At 42.0% G+C, this 16,517-nt stretch carries 14 protein-coding genes and 1 pseudogene; 6 read left to right on the top strand and 9 right to left on the bottom strand.

Features of this window, described 5'->3' with window-relative positions; translation table 11 throughout:
* Positions 1-276: 276 nt before the first annotated feature.
* Positions 277-696 (top strand): pyridoxamine 5'-phosphate oxidase family protein, encoded by a 420-nt coding sequence (locus B9Z54_RS17325; RefSeq protein WP_113929662.1) that lies wholly within the window; start codon positions 277-279, stop codon positions 694-696.
* 114 nt (positions 697-810) lie between these two features.
* Here the strand turns inward: B9Z54_RS17325 and B9Z54_RS17320 are convergent, their stop codons facing one another.
* Positions 811-1,194 carry an OsmC family protein gene (locus B9Z54_RS17320; RefSeq protein WP_113929661.1) on the bottom strand — a complete coding sequence of 128 codons (384 nt, stop codon included), beginning with the start codon at positions 1,192-1,194 and terminating at the stop codon, positions 811-813.
* 257 nt (positions 1,195-1,451) lie between these two features.
* Here B9Z54_RS17320 and B9Z54_RS17315 point away from each other — a divergent pair, with 257 nt between their 5' ends.
* Positions 1,452-2,792: an MFS transporter gene (locus B9Z54_RS17315; RefSeq protein WP_113929660.1), complete on the top strand. Its 1,341-nt coding sequence runs from the start codon at positions 1,452-1,454 to the stop codon at positions 2,790-2,792.
* A gap of 219 nt (positions 2,793-3,011) precedes the next feature.
* Positions 3,012-4,940, top strand: a complete 1,929-nt coding sequence (locus tag B9Z54_RS17310) for a heavy metal translocating P-type ATPase (RefSeq protein WP_113929659.1) — start codon at positions 3,012-3,014, stop codon at positions 4,938-4,940.
* Between the two features lie 280 nt (positions 4,941-5,220).
* On the opposite strand, the gene B9Z54_RS17305 is transcribed toward B9Z54_RS17310, so the two are convergent.
* Positions 5,221-6,060 (bottom strand): YihY/virulence factor BrkB family protein, encoded by an 840-nt coding sequence (locus B9Z54_RS17305; RefSeq protein WP_113929658.1) that lies wholly within the window; start codon positions 6,058-6,060, stop codon positions 5,221-5,223.
* Between the two features lie 21 nt (positions 6,061-6,081).
* Complete coding sequence (locus tag B9Z54_RS17300; protein WP_113929657.1) at positions 6,082-6,465, bottom strand: YtxH domain-containing protein; 384 nt, start codon at positions 6,463-6,465, stop codon at positions 6,082-6,084.
* 314 nt (positions 6,466-6,779) lie between these two features.
* Between B9Z54_RS17300 and B9Z54_RS17295 the strand changes: the two genes are divergently transcribed.
* Together B9Z54_RS17295 and B9Z54_RS26725 are read left to right on the top strand one after the other, a co-directional pair.
* Positions 6,780-7,004 carry a DUF1128 domain-containing protein gene (locus B9Z54_RS17295; RefSeq protein WP_113929656.1) on the top strand — a complete coding sequence of 75 codons (225 nt, stop codon included), beginning with the start codon at positions 6,780-6,782 and terminating at the stop codon, positions 7,002-7,004.
* A gap of 257 nt (positions 7,005-7,261) precedes the next feature.
* Positions 7,262-7,444, top strand: a pseudogene (locus B9Z54_RS26725) (transposase); the annotation flags it as partial.
* 617 nt (positions 7,445-8,061) lie between these two features.
* Here the strand turns inward: B9Z54_RS26725 and B9Z54_RS17290 are convergent.
* The 6 genes from B9Z54_RS17290 to motA form a co-directional block, all read right to left on the bottom strand.
* The gene (locus B9Z54_RS17290; protein ID WP_113929655.1) at positions 8,062-8,583 is read right to left on the bottom strand and encodes a type 1 glutamine amidotransferase domain-containing protein; all 522 of its coding nucleotides are present in this window, start codon (positions 8,581-8,583) and stop codon (positions 8,062-8,064) included.
* Positions 8,584-8,681: 98 nt separating this feature from the next.
* A complete protein-coding gene (locus tag B9Z54_RS17285; RefSeq protein ID WP_113929654.1) occupies positions 8,682-9,668 on the bottom strand; it encodes a class I SAM-dependent methyltransferase in 987 nt (328 codons plus the stop codon).
* On the bottom strand, positions 9,665-10,981 hold the full coding sequence (locus B9Z54_RS17280) for an FAD-dependent oxidoreductase (RefSeq protein ID WP_113929653.1): 1,317 nt from the start codon (positions 10,979-10,981) through the stop codon (positions 9,665-9,667). The genes B9Z54_RS17285 and B9Z54_RS17280 overlap by 4 nt, the downstream gene beginning before the upstream one ends.
* A 296-nt stretch (positions 10,982-11,277) precedes the next feature.
* Positions 11,278-12,651 carry an alanine/glycine:cation symporter family protein gene (locus B9Z54_RS17275; RefSeq protein ID WP_113929652.1) on the bottom strand — a complete coding sequence of 458 codons (1,374 nt, stop codon included), beginning with the start codon at positions 12,649-12,651 and terminating at the stop codon, positions 11,278-11,280.
* A 499-nt stretch (positions 12,652-13,150) separates the two neighbouring features.
* Complete coding sequence (gene motB, locus B9Z54_RS17270) at positions 13,151-13,876, bottom strand: flagellar motor protein MotB (protein ID WP_113929651.1); 726 nt, start codon at positions 13,874-13,876, stop codon at positions 13,151-13,153.
* A 21-nt stretch (positions 13,877-13,897) separates the two neighbouring features.
* On the bottom strand, positions 13,898-14,695 hold the full coding sequence (gene motA, locus B9Z54_RS17265) for a flagellar motor stator protein MotA (RefSeq protein ID WP_113929650.1): 798 nt from the start codon (positions 14,693-14,695) through the stop codon (positions 13,898-13,900).
* 305 nt (positions 14,696-15,000) lie between these two features.
* On the opposite strand from motA, the gene B9Z54_RS17260 reads away from it, so the two are divergent.
* Positions 15,001-16,482 carry a methyl-accepting chemotaxis protein gene (locus B9Z54_RS17260; protein WP_113929649.1) on the top strand — a complete coding sequence of 494 codons (1,482 nt, stop codon included), beginning with the start codon at positions 15,001-15,003 and terminating at the stop codon, positions 16,480-16,482.
* The last annotated feature ends 35 nt before the right edge of the window (positions 16,483-16,517 follow it).

Here is a 16,517-nt window from a genome sequence, read left to right as displayed (position 1 = left end):
TGAATATTTACAAAATTCAATTTTTATTGTATACTATTTTTATATCAGCCGGGACACCGGCAGCAATATTTCATTCCCTAAATTCCCTACAAAAAAAACAAGGCGTAAGCTGAAAAGCTCACGCCTTGTTTTTTTGTAAATAAGTTTTTAGCTCTGGGCTTTATATGCTTCATATGCTAAGACCATAGCCACTCCCCTGTTAATCAAATTAAAAGTCTGTTTAAAACCTCCTCCATTAACACAGATTAATATCGTACATTTAAAGGAGGTAAAAATATGTCCCTTACATTAAAAGAAAAGATTGTTGAGTTAATCTCCAACCACAAAGTAGGAACATTGGCTACTATCAGGAATAATAGACCTTATTCCCGCTTTATGATGTTCTACAACGAGGAACTCACATTATTCACTGCCACTAACCAGCATGCCCATAAGGCAGAAGACATCGCCCAGAATCCTCATGTCCATATTTTGCTTGGTTTTGACAGAGACAGCGATCATGCACACTATGTGGAAATCGAAGCAGAAGCGGAAATAGAGAAATCAGAGGAGCTCAAGGATAAATTCTGGAATGAATATCTCAAACCTTGGATCACCGCACCTGATGATCCGGAGTACATGCTTTTAAAGCTAACACCAAAGACCATCCTTTACTATGAAAGAACAGGAAAAGAGCCTCAAGAACTGAGCCTCTAACTCTGCAATACTTTAAAGCACGAAAAGGGACAGTCCCATTTCGTGCTTTAAAGCGTTAACACACAAAGAGGGACTTTCCCTCTTAGTGATGTGAAAAGGTGAAGGACAGTGGTATCAGGATTTTATTTCGAAGGTTTCTTCGACTTCTATGCTGCCAATGACCGACTGGACCATTGAGCAGTTCTTTCTTGTTAACTCCATCGCTTTTTGTATTTTCTCCTCCTTCAGGTTGTCACCTGTAATTGTAAAGTGCAGCGAAACCTTTTCAATCCTGTTAGCTTCTTCCTCATTCCTCTTTACGTCAGCTTTAATTGATATGTCTTCGAAACCTACCCTCTGTTTCTCGAGGATTTTCCTGAGCACTCCTCCGCTGCAAACCGCAATGGAAGACACCATCAATTGATAAGGACGGAACCCATATTCCTCATTGCCCGATACTTCTAATTGGCCAAATGGAAGGTCAGCAGCAAAGCCGCCTTCTTTCATGTTAAATTTCACTATACTCACTCCTTTAGATTTCTTACAAGGTTGCTGAAACTCCGTTCAAACTCAACGGGGCCTCTCAAAGGTAGAAGTCCAGTCCGCAGCAGCCGGAACATGATTTAAAGACGCCAAGAAAAAAATCCCCAGTCTGCCTAACGGAAACAACACAAACAACCCTTGCCCAAAAGTTTACTTCATAATGTTTTATCTTGCCAATATTGTGAAATGACGATACCATCGTAGAGGAAATACGTACGTCGGGAGATAGATATATGGATAAACAAATGAAATTCCGCTTCTGGGTGTTAATAAGTATAGTAGCCATTTCAGGATTCTCTCAAGGGATGCTTCTTCCTCTGATCGCCGTCATTTTTGAAGGAGACGGACTGTCCTCTTCACACAATGGGTTGAATGCTGCCGGGCTCTACATCGGGATCCTGCTCGTTTCCCCGTTTATGGAGGACCCTCTCAGGAAGTTCGGCTATAAGCCAATCATCATCGGAGGGGGACTGCTTGTCATTTTGGCCCTGGTCCTTTTTCCTCTCTGGAAATCCTTCTGGTTCTGGTTTGCCTTGAGGATGCTGGTCGGAATCGGCGACCATGCCCTCCATTTCGGAACACAGACATGGATCACTTCATTTTCTCCAGAGAGTAAGCGAGGACGGAATATATCGCTGTATGGATTATTTTTCGGTCTTGGATTTGCCGTGGGTCCGATGATGACTCCATTGGTAAAAGTAAATGAATCACTGCCTTTCATCGTCTCTTCCTTATTATGTCTGGCAGCATGGGTGTTTTTATTTATATTAAAAAATGAATACCCTGAACAGACTATGGAAGTCAGTTCATTCCGCAGCACTATGTCCAGGTTCAAAAAAGCAACAAAGTATGGCTGGGTTGCCTTTCTTCCTCCCTTGGGATATGGGTTTCTAGAGGCTTCTCTAAACGGAAGTTTTCCGGTATATGGACTAAGAAATGGCATAGATGTTACAAGCGTTTCCATTCTGCTTACTTCTTTCGCCATTGGCGGAATTGTATTTCAGCTGCCGCTTGGCATTTTAAGTGATAAATACGGAAGACGCAAAGTGCTGCTGATGATTCTTCTTCTTGGCTTCGTCAGTTTTACTGCCGCTGGTTTTCTTGAAGCCTATATTCCTGCATTGACAGCAGTTCTGTTCATAGCAGGAATGGTGGTAGGTTCAACCTTCTCACTCGGCATCAGCTATATGACCGATTTGATGCCCCGCAAGTATCTGCCGACAGGTAATCTGCTGTGCGGTGTCGCTTTCAGCATTGGAAGTCTTGCGGGTCCCTATACAGGCGGGATCTTTATCGAACTTTTTGAAAACATCAGCTTCTTCATGATTATCAGTTTTATTCTGTTATTCATTTTTCTGGTCATTCTGTTTTATGGAAAAGAAAAGGAAGCACTCAGTCCATACACTCTTAACCGCTTCACTTATTTCTTTCCAAAGCATAAGCTGTATGGTAAAATAAAAATCAATCAAATAGGAAAATTCTGTTTTCAAACGAGCACTACAGCTGTCATCTCCCAAGATGACAGCTTTCGTCGTTTTAATGGGGAAATGATGCTGATTATTGTTATCAATTAAGACCAAAAGCGCAAGCGCCTTGATCAGCCCTGACAGGCAAATGTTCTCAAGAGAAAAAAGGCGCTTTTTCCTTTTATTCTCGTGAGGTTATTTGACCCCGAGGGGCTAGGGGCTGGACGTGAATACCATAGTTAAAAGTTGTCCACAAGGATTAATTTTATAATTCCCCCTTGCTCATACAGCATTTATAAAAGAAAACGTTTAGAAGGAGAAGAGAATATGAGCTCACACGCAAAGTCGATGTCTGTAAATGCACACACTGAATCCCAGGCAATCTCTATCTTTGAAAAAATCAAGCCGCACGCTGAATTGATTGCGGCACTCGTCAGCGGAGTCTTTATCTTACTTGGCTGGCTGCTGGCAGATAACTCCTCTTCAGTATCAATCACCTTTTATCTTCTGGCCTTCGTAATCGGTGGTTTCGCCAAAGCAAAAGAAGGCATTGAAGAGACCATTGCCGAACGGGAATTAAATGTGGAGATGCTGATGATATTCGCCGCAATTGGTTCTGCGATCATCGGCTATTGGACAGAAGGTGCCATCCTGATCTTTATTTTCGCTGTAAGCGGTGCACTGGAAACTTATACACTTAATAAAAGTCAGCGGGAACTTTCCTCTCTAATGGATCTTCAGCCGGAAGAAGCTCTGCGTGTCAACGGGCAGTCTGAAGAAAGAGTGCACGTTTCGGAACTTTCCATCGGGGACAATATCCTGATTAAACCGGGTGAAAGGGTCCCTTCTGATGGATTGATCGTCAAAGGTTCCACTACCATTGATGAAGCTGCTATTTCAGGTGAATCAATGCCCGTGAGCAAATCGATTAACAGTGAGATCTTTGCTGGAACTGTAAACCTTAATGGAGCCATCACTGTTGAGATTACCAAGCCGAGCAATGAAACACTTTTCCAAAAAATCATCGACCTGGTCCATTCTGCTCAAAGTGAAAAATCTCCTTCTCAACTTTTTATTGAGAAGTTTGAAGGGACTTATGTGAAGATTGTTTTACTCGTCGTTCTGCTCATGATGTTCCTGCCTCACTTTGTCCTCGGCTGGAGTTGGACTGAAACCTTTTACAGAGCGATGGTCCTATTGGTTGTAGCCTCACCCTGCGCTCTCGTTGCTTCCATCATGCCGGCAACGCTTTCGGCCATTTCCAATGGAGCCAGAAAGGGAATCTTATTTAAAGGCGGCATGCACCTGGAAAATCTAAGTAACCTTCAAGCCATTGCATTTGATAAAACAGGCACCCTCACAAAAGGAAGGCCGCAAGTAACGGATATCATCATTAATCCAGACTTGTCCGAAAGAGAAGTTCTTGGCATAACAGCGAGTATAGAAAAACAGTCAAACCATCCGCTGGCTCAAGCAATAGTCAAACATACCGCCAGCTTATTCCCTGACCTGACATTAAGTGAAGCCCATTCACTGCAAGACGTGTCTGGCTGGGGGGTTAAGGCAATTGTGAATGGTGAGGAGTGGAAAGTCGGAAAAGCGGAGTTTGTCGGAAGCGAAGCTGCTTTGCCGTTTGCAGAAGGCAAGTCGGAACAATTGGCTGCTCAAGGAAAAACCATTGTATTTGCAGCGAATGACCACGGTATTGCAGCACTGATTGCGCTTAAAGATGTGATCCGGGAAGAGACCACGCAGGCTTTGAGATCTTTAAGAAAAGAAGGGATTTTCACCATCATGCTTACCGGAGACAGTGAAAGCACTGCGCAAGCAATCGCTCATGAAGCAGGAGTCGATGATTATATAGCCAAATGTCTCCCGGAAACCAAGGTGAACGAATTAAAGAAACTGATCAATCAATATGGTACCGTGGCCATGGTCGGAGATGGGATAAATGACGCGCCTGCCCTCGCCACAGCGAATGTTGGGATGGCTATGGGGGAAGGAACGGATGTAGCCTTGGAAACAGCGGACGTCGTACTCATGAAAAACGATTTGAAACGTATTGCCGATGCTGTGCGCCTATCGAGAAAAATGCAGCGGATCGTGAAGCAGAACATCATCTTCTCCCTGAGTGTCATCTTTGTACTGATTGCTTCCAATTTTCTGCAGGTTTTGGATCTGCCGCTCGGGGTCATCGGACATGAAGGAAGTACCATACTGGTTATTTTAAACGGTCTGCGCTTGCTGCGCTCTTAATAGTAAAAGTATTTTATTCAAAAAGGGTTTCCCGTTGAGGAAACCCTTTTTCTATATAGCTTCAAGCACTCTAGTGGTAACCGTTTTGACCGTTAGCAGATCCTGAAGTTTTGTTCTGCGGCTTCTGCTTGCTGTTTTGTTTCGTGCCGTCATCTTTTTTAGTCTTTTTTGTCAAGGTCTTTTCCTCCCTCAAGTGGTAGTGAGGCTCCTTGTAAGCCTCTTCTGCTTAGTCTGCTCCAACTGAAAAAAGAGTTTACCGGTAATAACCGGTAAACTCTTCTCAGCATTCTGATTTTTTCACATTCATGATGGCATTGATATGTCCGCCGATCATAATGATGATACCCGTCAAATAGAACCAGATCATCAGGACAATGATCCCCCCGATGCTTCCATATGTGGCAGAGTAATTTCCGAAATTGCTCACATAGTAAGAAAAAGCCAGCGAAGCACCTACCCAGCCAAGTGCTGCAAACACAGCTCCGGGAACAGCGCTTAAACATTTGATTTTCTTACTCGGGGCAATAAAGTAAAGACCGACAAATACGATGAACAAAATGATTGGGGAAATGGCCCACCTTATGGCTCCCCAAATCGTCAGGAACTGATCGGAAAATCCGAATTGAGAAAACAGGAACAGCCCGATCTGTCTGCCGAACACAGGAAGCAGCAACGCAATGACAAACACAAAAATCATCGCGATGGTCAGAACGATTGACATAAGCCTCGTCACAATAAACGACCTTGTCTCTTCGACTTCATATGCATCATTTAATGATTTTACGATAGCGTTCATACCATTGGATGCCGACCAAACCGTCGCGATAATACTGAAGGATAATAACCCTGTGTTGCGATTGGACATAACTTCATTTAATGTTGATTGAATCATGTCCATTGTTTCACCTGGTGCAAAATCCCTGATCACATTCAAAATATCTCCCTGCTCAACTGGCAGATACGGAATCAACGTCACCATGAATATCAATAATGGGAAAAGTGAAAGAAGAAAGAAGTAGGCAAGTTGTGCAGCCAGTCCTGTCACATCTCCATCTGTTATCTTCTGAAATAACTTCTTAAAAAATCCTTTTACTCCTCCAGCTTTGCTCCTCTTAGTCATCCTTTCACCTCTTATTATGCTTTATTTCTCCACACTGTTATTGGCGGAATGACCCTCCTCCTCAGTAAATACCTCTTTATAAGATTCTGAAGAAGAATGCAAGGTTTCTTTGGTGTCTTCTATCAATTCCTTTACCTGGGGAGACAGCTCTTTGATTTCCTCTACTTTAGAATTGATGAATTCCATATCTTCTCCTATTTGCTGAGCTGTTTCTCTGACCTTTTCATAAACTTCCCTAGTGGATTCCACCAGAAGCTGAGGATCACGGGCATAACGGCTGATGAATTCTCCGCCCTTCTTCGTGCTGTTCATCACATCTTCTCTGGTCTCTTTATTCAGTAATGTAATGAATCCCCCAGCCATTGCGCCAAAAACCAAACCTTTGAAAAATCTCTTTGTTCCCATAGTCATCCTCCGATACATTAATGTTGTTAGCTTGCACCTGTTTACTTTCTTTAATCATATAACGATGAAGCAAAGTGAACAAATCTTAAAGACACCAACCTCTTCTATCTTCTTCCCGCTTCTTATCAAAATCCCTTTTATCGAGACACTTTCTAAGTCTTGCAGTTGATAGAACAATAGTATTATTTATCCATTTACCCTGTCGTTCAAACATACCAACACGCTGTGGCTCCCATCCTTATTTATATTGACATCGCTCTCTAATAATGAAAAGATGTTACTAATGACCAAACCCTAAAAGGATGGATGAAAACATGGATCTTTCACAAAAATCTTCGGAAAATGTAGAATTTATGATTGAACAAATTAAGGAAAAGCTAAGAGTCGTTAATGTAGGCGCCATTAAGCCTTCCCACTTTGACGGCGAAATGTATGAAGAACTTCGCGATATTTACGAAATGGTTGAGCGTAAAAACAACTTCAGTCCCCGGGAAATGCAGGCAATCGTTGAAGAGCTTGGGAACTTAAGAAAGCAGTAAGTGTGCTGTAAAAGAACCGCTTTGAAAATTTAAGGGCACTAAAAAATCCTACAATAAGGAAAAAGGCAGAATCGCTCGCTTCAAAGAGCAATTCTGCCTTTTTTACTTCAAGTTTTACGAAAAAGTGTGGATTTCCGTTTCAGGTGCACGACTCCAATCAATCTTTAGATAAAAGGACACTACCCGCTATTAAAGCCTTACTTTATATTAGAACTATTAATAAAAGTTTGTGGTTTCCAGTGATTCAACAACAAAAAATGATGTTCAGTTTATATGAAGGGCTTTATGATATTGTCGTTCCTCAAGACTGTGTTACAGAGAATAATTGAATAATCATCTTTTCCTTGATTTTCGAGTAGCTAAAAGAAAAATTTTGTATTGATAATGGTCGGAATGCGATTGATCCAATCTTTATGTTCAAATATTTGTTTTTGAAAACCTTTCGAACTGGCTCTGGTCCAATTGGCATGTAATTACAAGATTCCATGACAATAATCATGGTGAACGATTCTATAATTTCTCGGGTACTAAAGAGCAATTATTCAAGATAAAAGATGTGTGCTAGAAATTCACAGATTTTCAGAGCCCTCGTTAATACACTGGAGAGAGTTTTGCATATAATGCTTCTTCTATAATAGATTCTATGTAGTTCTTCTCTCTCACTAAAACTCTTAGTGCATAAAGTAAGAGGGTGGGACAAAACCTTATAAAAAGCTCTTTTCAAAAGAATGTGTCTGAGTATAAAGAAAGGATTTCCGCTCCAGGTGCACGACTCCGCGGGGCGGGCGCTGAGCCTCCTCGGCTTTGCCTGCGGGGTCTCACCTGTCCCGCTAGTCCCGCAGGAGGTCGCACACCTTCCGCTCCAATCCGCCTACGATCAGGAACTGGCGGATAACCTAATCTAAAAAATAACATGTTTAAGGTAAGAGCCTAATAACAAAAATGAACCGCATGAGATCAAGTATATAACCTTGACCTCATGCGGTTTTATTTTCGATGATTTCTACTTGCATCAATTAGTTTTCTACTTTTGTCCCAGCCTCTTTTCAGTAGATCTCTATGATGCATTTTTTAATAATTTCAGTGATTCACGGACGAATGCCGGGATGTCATCTGGATTTCGGCTTGTAACAAGCTGGTCTTTGCAGACAACAACCTCTTCATCTTTGTATTCAACACCTGCATATTCCATGTCGACCTTGATGGATTTGAATCCTGTCGCTGTTCTTCCCTCGAGTGACTTGGCTGTGATAAGGAGCTGCGGGCCATGGCAGATAGCGAATACTGGCATGTCAGCATCCATAAAGCTTTTCGTGAATTGTACAAAACGATCATCTGCGCGTAATTGGTCTGGAGAAAATCCTCCCGGCAGGAATAGGGCGTCGAAGTCATCTGGGTTCACATTGTCGATGCCTTCATCAATTGAAACCTTCGCCTCTCCCTGCTTTCCTTCCACTGTCTTGCCCGATTGTTTCTCAATCGTCACGATTGTGTGTCCTTCTTCTTTAAATGCATCTGCTGGTTTGGTATACTCCACATCTTCAAACATATCTGTTACTAAACATGCGATCTTTGCCATTGTAACCTCTCCTTTTGCTTTGCATTTTTTCTACACTTCATTTATTCCCTGTGCAATTTCTTAAAAACATGCTTGGGGATATTATATTATGGAATTTTTTATTTTTTAAAAACAGCAATATACCAGCCGCCTTCTTTAATAATGGGATCAATGGAAACCATCTTAAGTCCGGATTCTTTTGCAAAACTCTTTAAATCCTTTTCTGTCGGAACTGGATACAGATTATCAAAGGTCATGAAAAAACTATTAAAGGCACTGGAAAATTCTTTTCCATGCTTGGGTTTCTGAATGGGGGTTATGATAGAAAGCACTCCATTCTTTTTAATCCATTGAGCAGCATTTTGGAAAAAACCGGTCCTGTCACCCGGCTCTATATAGTGAAGAAGGTTGTTGGCCATTACAAGCTTGTACTTACTCTCCGGCTGATACTCATTTATGTCCTTATTCAGGATTTCAATGTTCCCATGTTCTTTCACGGCGTTTCTTGCATTGTCGGCTACTTCCTCGTTCACTTCAACGCCTACCATTTTTTTATCGGGGAACTTCTTTGACAATTTCCGTAAATACCCCGCTTCTCCACAGCCGACATCAATAATGGAATCCACTTTGTACTTTTTCATTACCTTTTCAATTTTTGGATAAGCAAGCTGTTCCAATAGTGATGATGTTTTGGCAACCGTCGGTCCATGTACAGTGGAATCAAAATGCTGCTTACTTTGATTCCTGAGAAGTTCGGGATATGCCAGTAAAGAAGGTATATGAAGTTCCATCATTTCCTTTAGAATAATCCCTGAAGAAAATCGATTGGATTTTGATTTCGGCAGTTTCCATTTCTTAATGGTTTTTACTTTTTCCGCCGACATCCTTTTGAAATGCTTAAGGATGATCCCTACCTCAACCCACTGTTTTAGAAGATCATACTCAAGCTCTCTCTCCGCTGCCACTTTTTTAATTGAAGCAGGTTTATTAAATGACTTGAACAAATCCAGCTCGTATCCTACATAGGCATGCCAGCTTCTAAGAAACGGCATATTTTGTTTCATCCAGCCCCTCGCCCGCCAAACCCTTATATACTCTCTTATCATATTAGCTGCTCCTTCCGTTTCCATGGATAGTCTTGTCTATCCGTGAATAACTTTGCCTCTTTTTCTTTCTCTGTAAGGGGTGTGCTCCTTTTTGGAAGCAGGCCGCCTTGGATAAGCCGGTCTTTTATTGTGTCCTCCCACATGCCGAGCCCTGATATGTTCAGCATTTGTTTGAAGTGAAGGATGGGATCCTGCTCAATTCTCATCAAACTCCTCTTTCTCAGCTTTCCGACCGACCTGTAGGGATAAGAATAGGCCAGGGCAGAAAGATGACTCAGCTTCATTTGATTTTTAACTCTTTCCCTCCGTACATGAGGGTACCACTTAAGATTTTCTGAGTTTAATTTGTTTTGAGAATACATATCACACAGAAGCTCCCCGAGAACGTCTCCGTCCTGTATGGCCATGTTCATTCCTTCCCCAGCCATTGGGTGGACGGTATGGACAGCATCTCCAATAAGTACTTTATTCCCTTTTATATATTCTTTTGTATGATAAGCTACCGGTACCATCAGCTGAATGGTTTTCCAGTTAGGGATCTGGTTCACGTATCCCTCCATCTCAGGACATAATTCAATATATAAATCGTAAAGATGCTCTATTGGTTTTTTCCGCAACTCCTTATACTCGCCTGCCGGAATGAGGTAGACCGAACGTACTTCGTTATTAGGGAGCGGAAAAAGCCCAAGGAAACGGTCAAAGGTTGAAATGATTTTTCCCTTGGTAAAAGAGGGAGGCCTGGGAAAAGTGACAGTGAGAAAATGGTGGTTGTACTGGTTTTCCTCTTTATCAATTCCCATTTCATTCCTCGTAACCGAGGTGCGTCCTTCCGCACCTATGAAAAAGGAGCTTTCATACATCTCTTCTTTCTTGTCTTTTCTATCTTCCACTATGGCGTTGCCATTAGAGAATCCTTTGCAGCTGCTGTTTGACTTATAATGGAAAGCCTGATAGGAAAGTGCAGCATCCCTGATGATTTCTTTCAATTTTTCATGGTGAATCATCAGTGAAAAGGAATATTCACCAGGCACCACGTTGTATTTCATATTGGATTCATCCATGGAACCCGAATTTTTATCTATTTCCACAAGATTTAATTCTTCGATAACATGGCCGTTTGCTTTTATCTCCTCTAAAAGCCCTAATTCGTCAAAAATCTGAAGGCTTTTAGGCTGAAGAAGTTCGCCTTTATATACAGGTGTCGGACCAGGAAGCCTTTCGATCACTGTTACATCAACACCGCATTTTGCAAGCTTAAGTGCAAGTGTAAGTCCTCCAATGCCACCGCCTGATATAAACACATCCGTCTTCATCTTGATCACCGCCTTTTCCCGGTATTTATCCTTTTTTTCTAATTTCAAAACCAGTCGATGTGCGGATCGTTAAATGCAGAAATTGACGCAAGAAATAATTTCCTTTTAAAATATTTCCCGGAAAATAAGAGTAAGTGGCGAGCTATTGCCAATTGTGTAGAAAATAAGAATTCAGTATGCAGAAATTGCCGCTGCGTAGAACATTATGACTGTCGGGCCTGTACAGGGCGCTTCCACTTTATATATAAAAACTGGCTGATGCATCTTTACACCAGCCAGATCCTTAACCAGGTTATTTACTTCTCTCCAATATCCTTGAGGTAATATTTATCCGAAGTGAAAAACTCTTGAGTAAGCCTCTTCACTTCTTTGCTGAGAAGCAGTACCGCGATGATATTAGGTACCAGTATGGCCACAAGTGCAAGATCAAGGAATTGCCAGATTACCCTCGCAGCACCCATCGAACCCAGTATGATTGCAGCTATATAGACAAATTTGATAATTATGGCGGCTTTCAGTCCAAATAGAAACTCCGCTTGTTTCGATCCATAGAAAATAATAACTACAATAGTTGATAATACAAAGAAAATCATTGAAAATGTCACGAGGAAGCTTCCTGTGTTGCCGAGATAATTGGAAAATGCCTGAGTGGTTAATGCTGATGGATTTTCCAATGCACCCTCAGCTGTCCATACACCTGATGAAATCACTACAAAGCCGGTTGCCGTACAAACGATCAGTGTATCAATAACGATTCCTATAATAGACCATAATCCCTGTCTTACCGGATGGTCCGTCGTTGCTGCAGCATGGGCGATAGGTGCTGTTCCAAGTCCTGCTTCATTGGAGTACAGTCCTCTGGCAAATCCCCAGCGAATGGTTTCAGCCACCGCTGCACCTGCGAATCCTCCAATTGCCGACATTGGCTGAAAGGCATGTGTAAATACAAGATTCAATACATTGGGCAGCTCTTCCAAGTTCATGAACAAGATGGCCAAACACGCACCGACATAAAGGAATGCCATGAAAGGAACCAGAGTCTCAGTTACCTTTCCTATTCGCTTAATTCCTCCGAAAACGATCAGCGATACCACTGCTGCTATAGCCACACCTGTGATCCAGCCGCTCACTTCAAAGGATTCCTGCACAGTTGAAGCAACTGCGTTACCCTGAACCATGATGCTGGGGATCAATTCGATCATCAAAGCAAATGCAAACCAAACACCAAGCCACCTCATATTCAGACCATTCTTCATATAATACATCGGTCCGCCGACAAATTCGCCTTGTTCATTTTTCTCACGGTATCTTACCGCCAGTACACTTTCAGAAAATTTGAGTGCCATGCCCATTAAAGCGATGACCCACATCCAGAACAGCGCTCCAGGGCCGCCAAACATGATTGCAGCCGGAACTCCTACAATGTTCGCTGCCCCAATCGTCGCTGAAAGTGCGGAGGTCAAGGCCTGCAGTGGGGTGACCGTCCCCTCACCTTTCGGCTTCTTAAAAATACTTCCTAACGTTTGCTGAAATATGTAAATCGGATATCGAAATTGCACAAATTTCAATAATATTGTCAGGTAAATACCTGTACCTGCTAATATGATAATTACTGGCGGTCCCCACAACCATGCCGAGACTGATCCTACTGCTTCTAAAAACCCTTCCAATTTTCTAAACCCCCTGATAATTGACTAAGGATTAATTACCCCTTCGGCTGTTTGTAAAACTCACAAAAAATTCCTGCAGTAAATTACTATCTTACTTAAACAGCCTGACTTCAGCTATAAAAAATAAGAGGCTGGGACAAAACCTTATAAAAAGCTCTTTTCAAAAGAATGTGTCTGAGTATAAAGAAAGGATTTCCGCTCCAGGTGCACGACTCCGCGGGGCGGGCGCTGAGCCTCCTCGGCTTTGCCTGCGGGGTCTCACCTGTCCCGCTAGTCCCGCAGGAGGTCGCACACCTTCCGCTCCAATCCGCCTACGATCAGGAACTGGCGGAAAACCTAATCTAAAAAATAACATCTTTAAGGTAAGAGCCTAATAACAAAAATGAACCGCATGAGGTCAAGTATATAACCTTGATCTCATGCGGTTTTATTTTCGATGATTTCTACTTGCATCAATTAGTTTTCTACTTTTGTCCCAGCCTCTTTTTTTATCCAATATTTACTGAATCACTCTCGGCAGGATCAATACTTCCACTCTTCTGTTTTTGGCTCTGCCTTCTTTTGTGCTATTATCAGCCAAAGGCTTGAATTCACCAAAGCCTTTGGCACTGAACCAGCGGGGATCAAGGTTTTGGTTTCTTAAGACAATTTTCATGAAATTGACTGCCCTCATAACACTAAGCTCCCAATTGGAATCATAGTTGGCAGTGGAAATTGGGATATTGTCGGTATGCCCGCTGATGATGACACTCCGAGGTGTATCCATTTCAAGAAGACCTGATAACTCCCTTGCCACTCCCTCATCTTTTGCGGCTACGTTCGCCGACCCTGATTGAAAAAGCACATTATCCCTTATTGTCAGAAGCAGGCCTTCAGAAGTAAGTTCTGCAGCAAATTGTTTCTGCAGCTGATTAGCTGTTATATAACCGTTGACTTTCCTCTCAAGTTCTTCCAGTTCCTGTCTGTCCTTCTTTTTCGCTGCCTCAACTTCATCAACTGTCATCGGATTTTCTTCATCTGCCTTCTTGTTCTCCCCAAGATCACTCTCCGGCACAGGGGAAGGATAATCCATTACAGAGGCACCTCCAGTGAATATCTGATTAAAGGCTTGGGACATTGCATTAAACTTTTGCGCATCAACACTGCTGGAAGCAAAAAGAACAACGAATAGTGCCAGAAGCAGTGTCAAAAGATCAGCGTAAGGGATAAGCCAGGATTCATCCATATGATCATCATGCTGCTTTTTTTACGCCGCCTCATCATTACCCACTTCCTCTTCCATGATTCGTTTTCTTTCACTTGACGGCAGGTATGAGGCAAGTTTCTGTTCAATCACACGAGGAGCTTCCCCTTCGATAATAGATAGAATTCCTTCTATCATCATTGTCTTTTGTTTAACTTCCTGCTTGGACTTTCTCTTCAGCTTATTAGCAAATGGATGCCATAGTACATAACCAGTGAAAATCCCCATCAAGGTGGCAATAAAAGCAGCTGAGATGGCCTTTCCAAGGTGGTCGATGTCATTCATATCGGTGAGTGCCGCGATCAATCCGATTACTGCTCCCAGAACTCCGAGGGTCGGAGCATATGTACCTGCCTGGGAAAATATCGCAGCGCCAGCTTGGTGCCTCTCTTCCATTGCATCAATTTCCTCATTCAACACATCTCTGATGTAATCAGCACTTTGTCCATCAACAGCAAGTCCCATCCCATTTTTCAAAAATGGATCTTCAATCTCATTTGTCTTGGCTTCAAGAGCAAGCAGCCCTTCTCTTCTTGCCAGGTCAGCCCATTCCGAGAACATTCGGATGGTTTCTTGAGGCTCCTGCATCTTTGTTTCCTTAAAGATGACACCGAAAAGTTTCGGCACTTTCACTATTTCAGATGTCGGGAATGCAATCGTCACTGCAGCGATTGTACCCATAATGATAATCAAGATGGCTGCGGGGTTAAATATAGCATTAACCGGTACCCCTTTAAGAACCATTCCGACTCCAACTGCAGCAATACCTAAAATAACTCCAATAAATGATGTTTTATCCATAGAATTCACCCTATATAATTATTCTTTCTTTTTATATCGGATGGTCATGAAATTATTCAAGGACAAATTTTGCATTTCAATGTTTTACTAGTTTTCACCTCATAAATTTCCTATTGAAAACAGTCATATGTATAAAATTCATGGCTTCGGTCAGCGATTTTATAATTAAAGCATTCGAAGAAGCACATCATGCTCATTAAAAATTCCATTATATTATATAATTTTCCATTTTAACTATTGAAAAATTACGAAAATTTACGATAAAATAAGTAGAATGCATCACTAATCGACAGGAGAGACGTACCATGACCATTGATGGTTTAAAACTGCAGGATTTAAAAAAGAAGAATCTTTTGATGCTGCTTCTCTACTCAGCTTCATTGATTGCAGCAATCCTTTATACTGTTTTTAATAAAAATCCTTTGATAGAAACAATCCTTTACTCAACCCAGTTAGGAGCTATGATTGTTTTCTTTCTAATTTTCCATGTATCTATAAAGAAATATTCCTTATTCCCTCTCTTCACTTTACCTGTTGTCTACATAATAATCGGAGTCGACATCCTGGTGAATGGCGGTTCAGGAAACAATTTAATCATTTTGCTTTTTCTGGCAGTCATATCGGCACTTCACTTTAAGCTTTCTCTATTCGCAATTGGATATGGATCGGGTTTCATTCTATTTATACTCAATAAACAATTCTTTACGGGACCTGGAGAGATTGATTCTATCTTTATCCCTGGAATTCTCGTATACATAATGCTGGGGATTCTGCTGTACATTGTCGTCAAACTCAATACGAACCAATTTTCACAACTGCAGCAATTCATCATTGACGCTGAAGCTGAAAGTGTAAGAAAAGAGAATCAAAAGGCACTCTTGGAATCAGAACTGCACACCATTTTCAAGAGCATCAATAAAGTGAATGACCAGATTCAGCATCATTTGCTCTCCCATAATGAAATGAAAACTGCCCTGCAGGAAATTTCAGCCGGAAGCCAGACTCAAAGCGACCAAATCAACAGTATAGCTTCCATTTCTGAGACAACGATGAATCAAATGGAAGGCATGGCTTCCATGGCGGAAGTGCTGTTTCAACATTCGGAAGAAGCCAATACAACCGCTGTCAATGGAACAGAGAAAGCAGACGGACTTCAGCTGGATATGAATGAGTTGAACATACTCATTGACGAACTTAGTATCACGTTCGCTGAACTGACAAATAAATTCGAAGAAACAAACAGCTTCGTCGGAATCATCCAGGGGATAACAGAACAAACTAACCTGCTGGCCCTTAATGCTTCCATCGAAGCAGCAAGAGCGGGTGAGGCAGGAAGAGGCTTCTCAATAGTGGCAGATGAAATCAGAAAACTAGCTGTGATGACAAGTAACACGGCCGCTAGAATCAATGAAAACCTGACAGCTGTTAATCAGACTAATTCCACAGCTTTGCAGAAGATGAACCTGAGCAGCAGCAAGCTGTCCGAAAACATCCAGGCCGTTGGAGATGTTAGCAGTTCGTTCAAGGAACTGAGATCCAAGCTTCAGCTGCTTCAATCTGAATTCCATACAATGGCTGCTAATTCCGACTCTGTAAAAGAACAAACCGTCCATGCTGAGCTTTCTACGAAAGAACTCGCCGCCGTCATTCAAGAAGCTTCAGCCGGGCTGGAAGAGGTCAGTGCAACCATCGAGACATTGAATGAAGATACTGGCACCATTGCTTCATATATAAATGAAACAGTTAAAAGCGCAGAAAAAATCCAAGCCAACATCGATAATAAATAATTGGCCATCCTATTTACAAATATCCAGTCATGGTT

The sequence above is a fragment of the Bacillus sp. P14.5 genome (assembly GCF_003316765.1).
Taxonomy (GTDB): domain Bacteria; phylum Bacillota; class Bacilli; order Bacillales; family Bacillaceae_B; genus Rossellomorea.
This window is presented reverse-complemented; position numbering and strand designations above follow the sequence as displayed.

Excerpts from the sequence above, each read along its gene's own strand:
- B9Z54_RS17325 (WP_113929662.1), top strand. The coding sequence starts at position 277 with ATGTCCCTTACATTAAAAGAAAAGATTGTTGAGTTAATCTCCAACCAC.
- B9Z54_RS17315 (WP_113929660.1), top strand. The coding sequence starts at position 1,452 with ATGGATAAACAAATGAAATTCCGCTTCTGGGTGTTAATAAGTATAGTA.
- B9Z54_RS17310 (WP_113929659.1), top strand. The coding sequence starts at position 3,012 with ATGAGCTCACACGCAAAGTCGATGTCTGTAAATGCACACACTGAATCC.
- B9Z54_RS17305 (WP_113929658.1), bottom strand. The coding sequence starts at position 6,060 with ATGACTAAGAGGAGCAAAGCTGGAGGAGTAAAAGGATTTTTTAAGAAG.
- B9Z54_RS17300 (WP_113929657.1), bottom strand. The coding sequence starts at position 6,465 with ATGGGAACAAAGAGATTTTTCAAAGGTTTGGTTTTTGGCGCAATGGCT.
- B9Z54_RS17295 (WP_113929656.1), top strand. The coding sequence starts at position 6,780 with ATGGATCTTTCACAAAAATCTTCGGAAAATGTAGAATTTATGATTGAA.
- B9Z54_RS17290 (WP_113929655.1), bottom strand. The coding sequence starts at position 8,583 with ATGGCAAAGATCGCATGTTTAGTAACAGATATGTTTGAAGATGTGGAG.
- B9Z54_RS17285 (WP_113929654.1), bottom strand. The coding sequence starts at position 9,668 with ATGATAAGAGAGTATATAAGGGTTTGGCGGGCGAGGGGCTGGATGAAA.
- B9Z54_RS17280 (WP_113929653.1), bottom strand. The coding sequence starts at position 10,981 with ATGAAGACGGATGTGTTTATATCAGGCGGTGGCATTGGAGGACTTACA.
- motB (WP_113929651.1), bottom strand. The coding sequence starts at position 13,876 with ATGGATGAATCCTGGCTTATCCCTTACGCTGATCTTTTGACACTGCTT.
- motA (WP_113929650.1), bottom strand. The coding sequence starts at position 14,695 with ATGGATAAAACATCATTTATTGGAGTTATTTTAGGTATTGCTGCAGTT.
- B9Z54_RS17260 (WP_113929649.1), top strand. The coding sequence starts at position 15,001 with ATGACCATTGATGGTTTAAAACTGCAGGATTTAAAAAAGAAGAATCTT.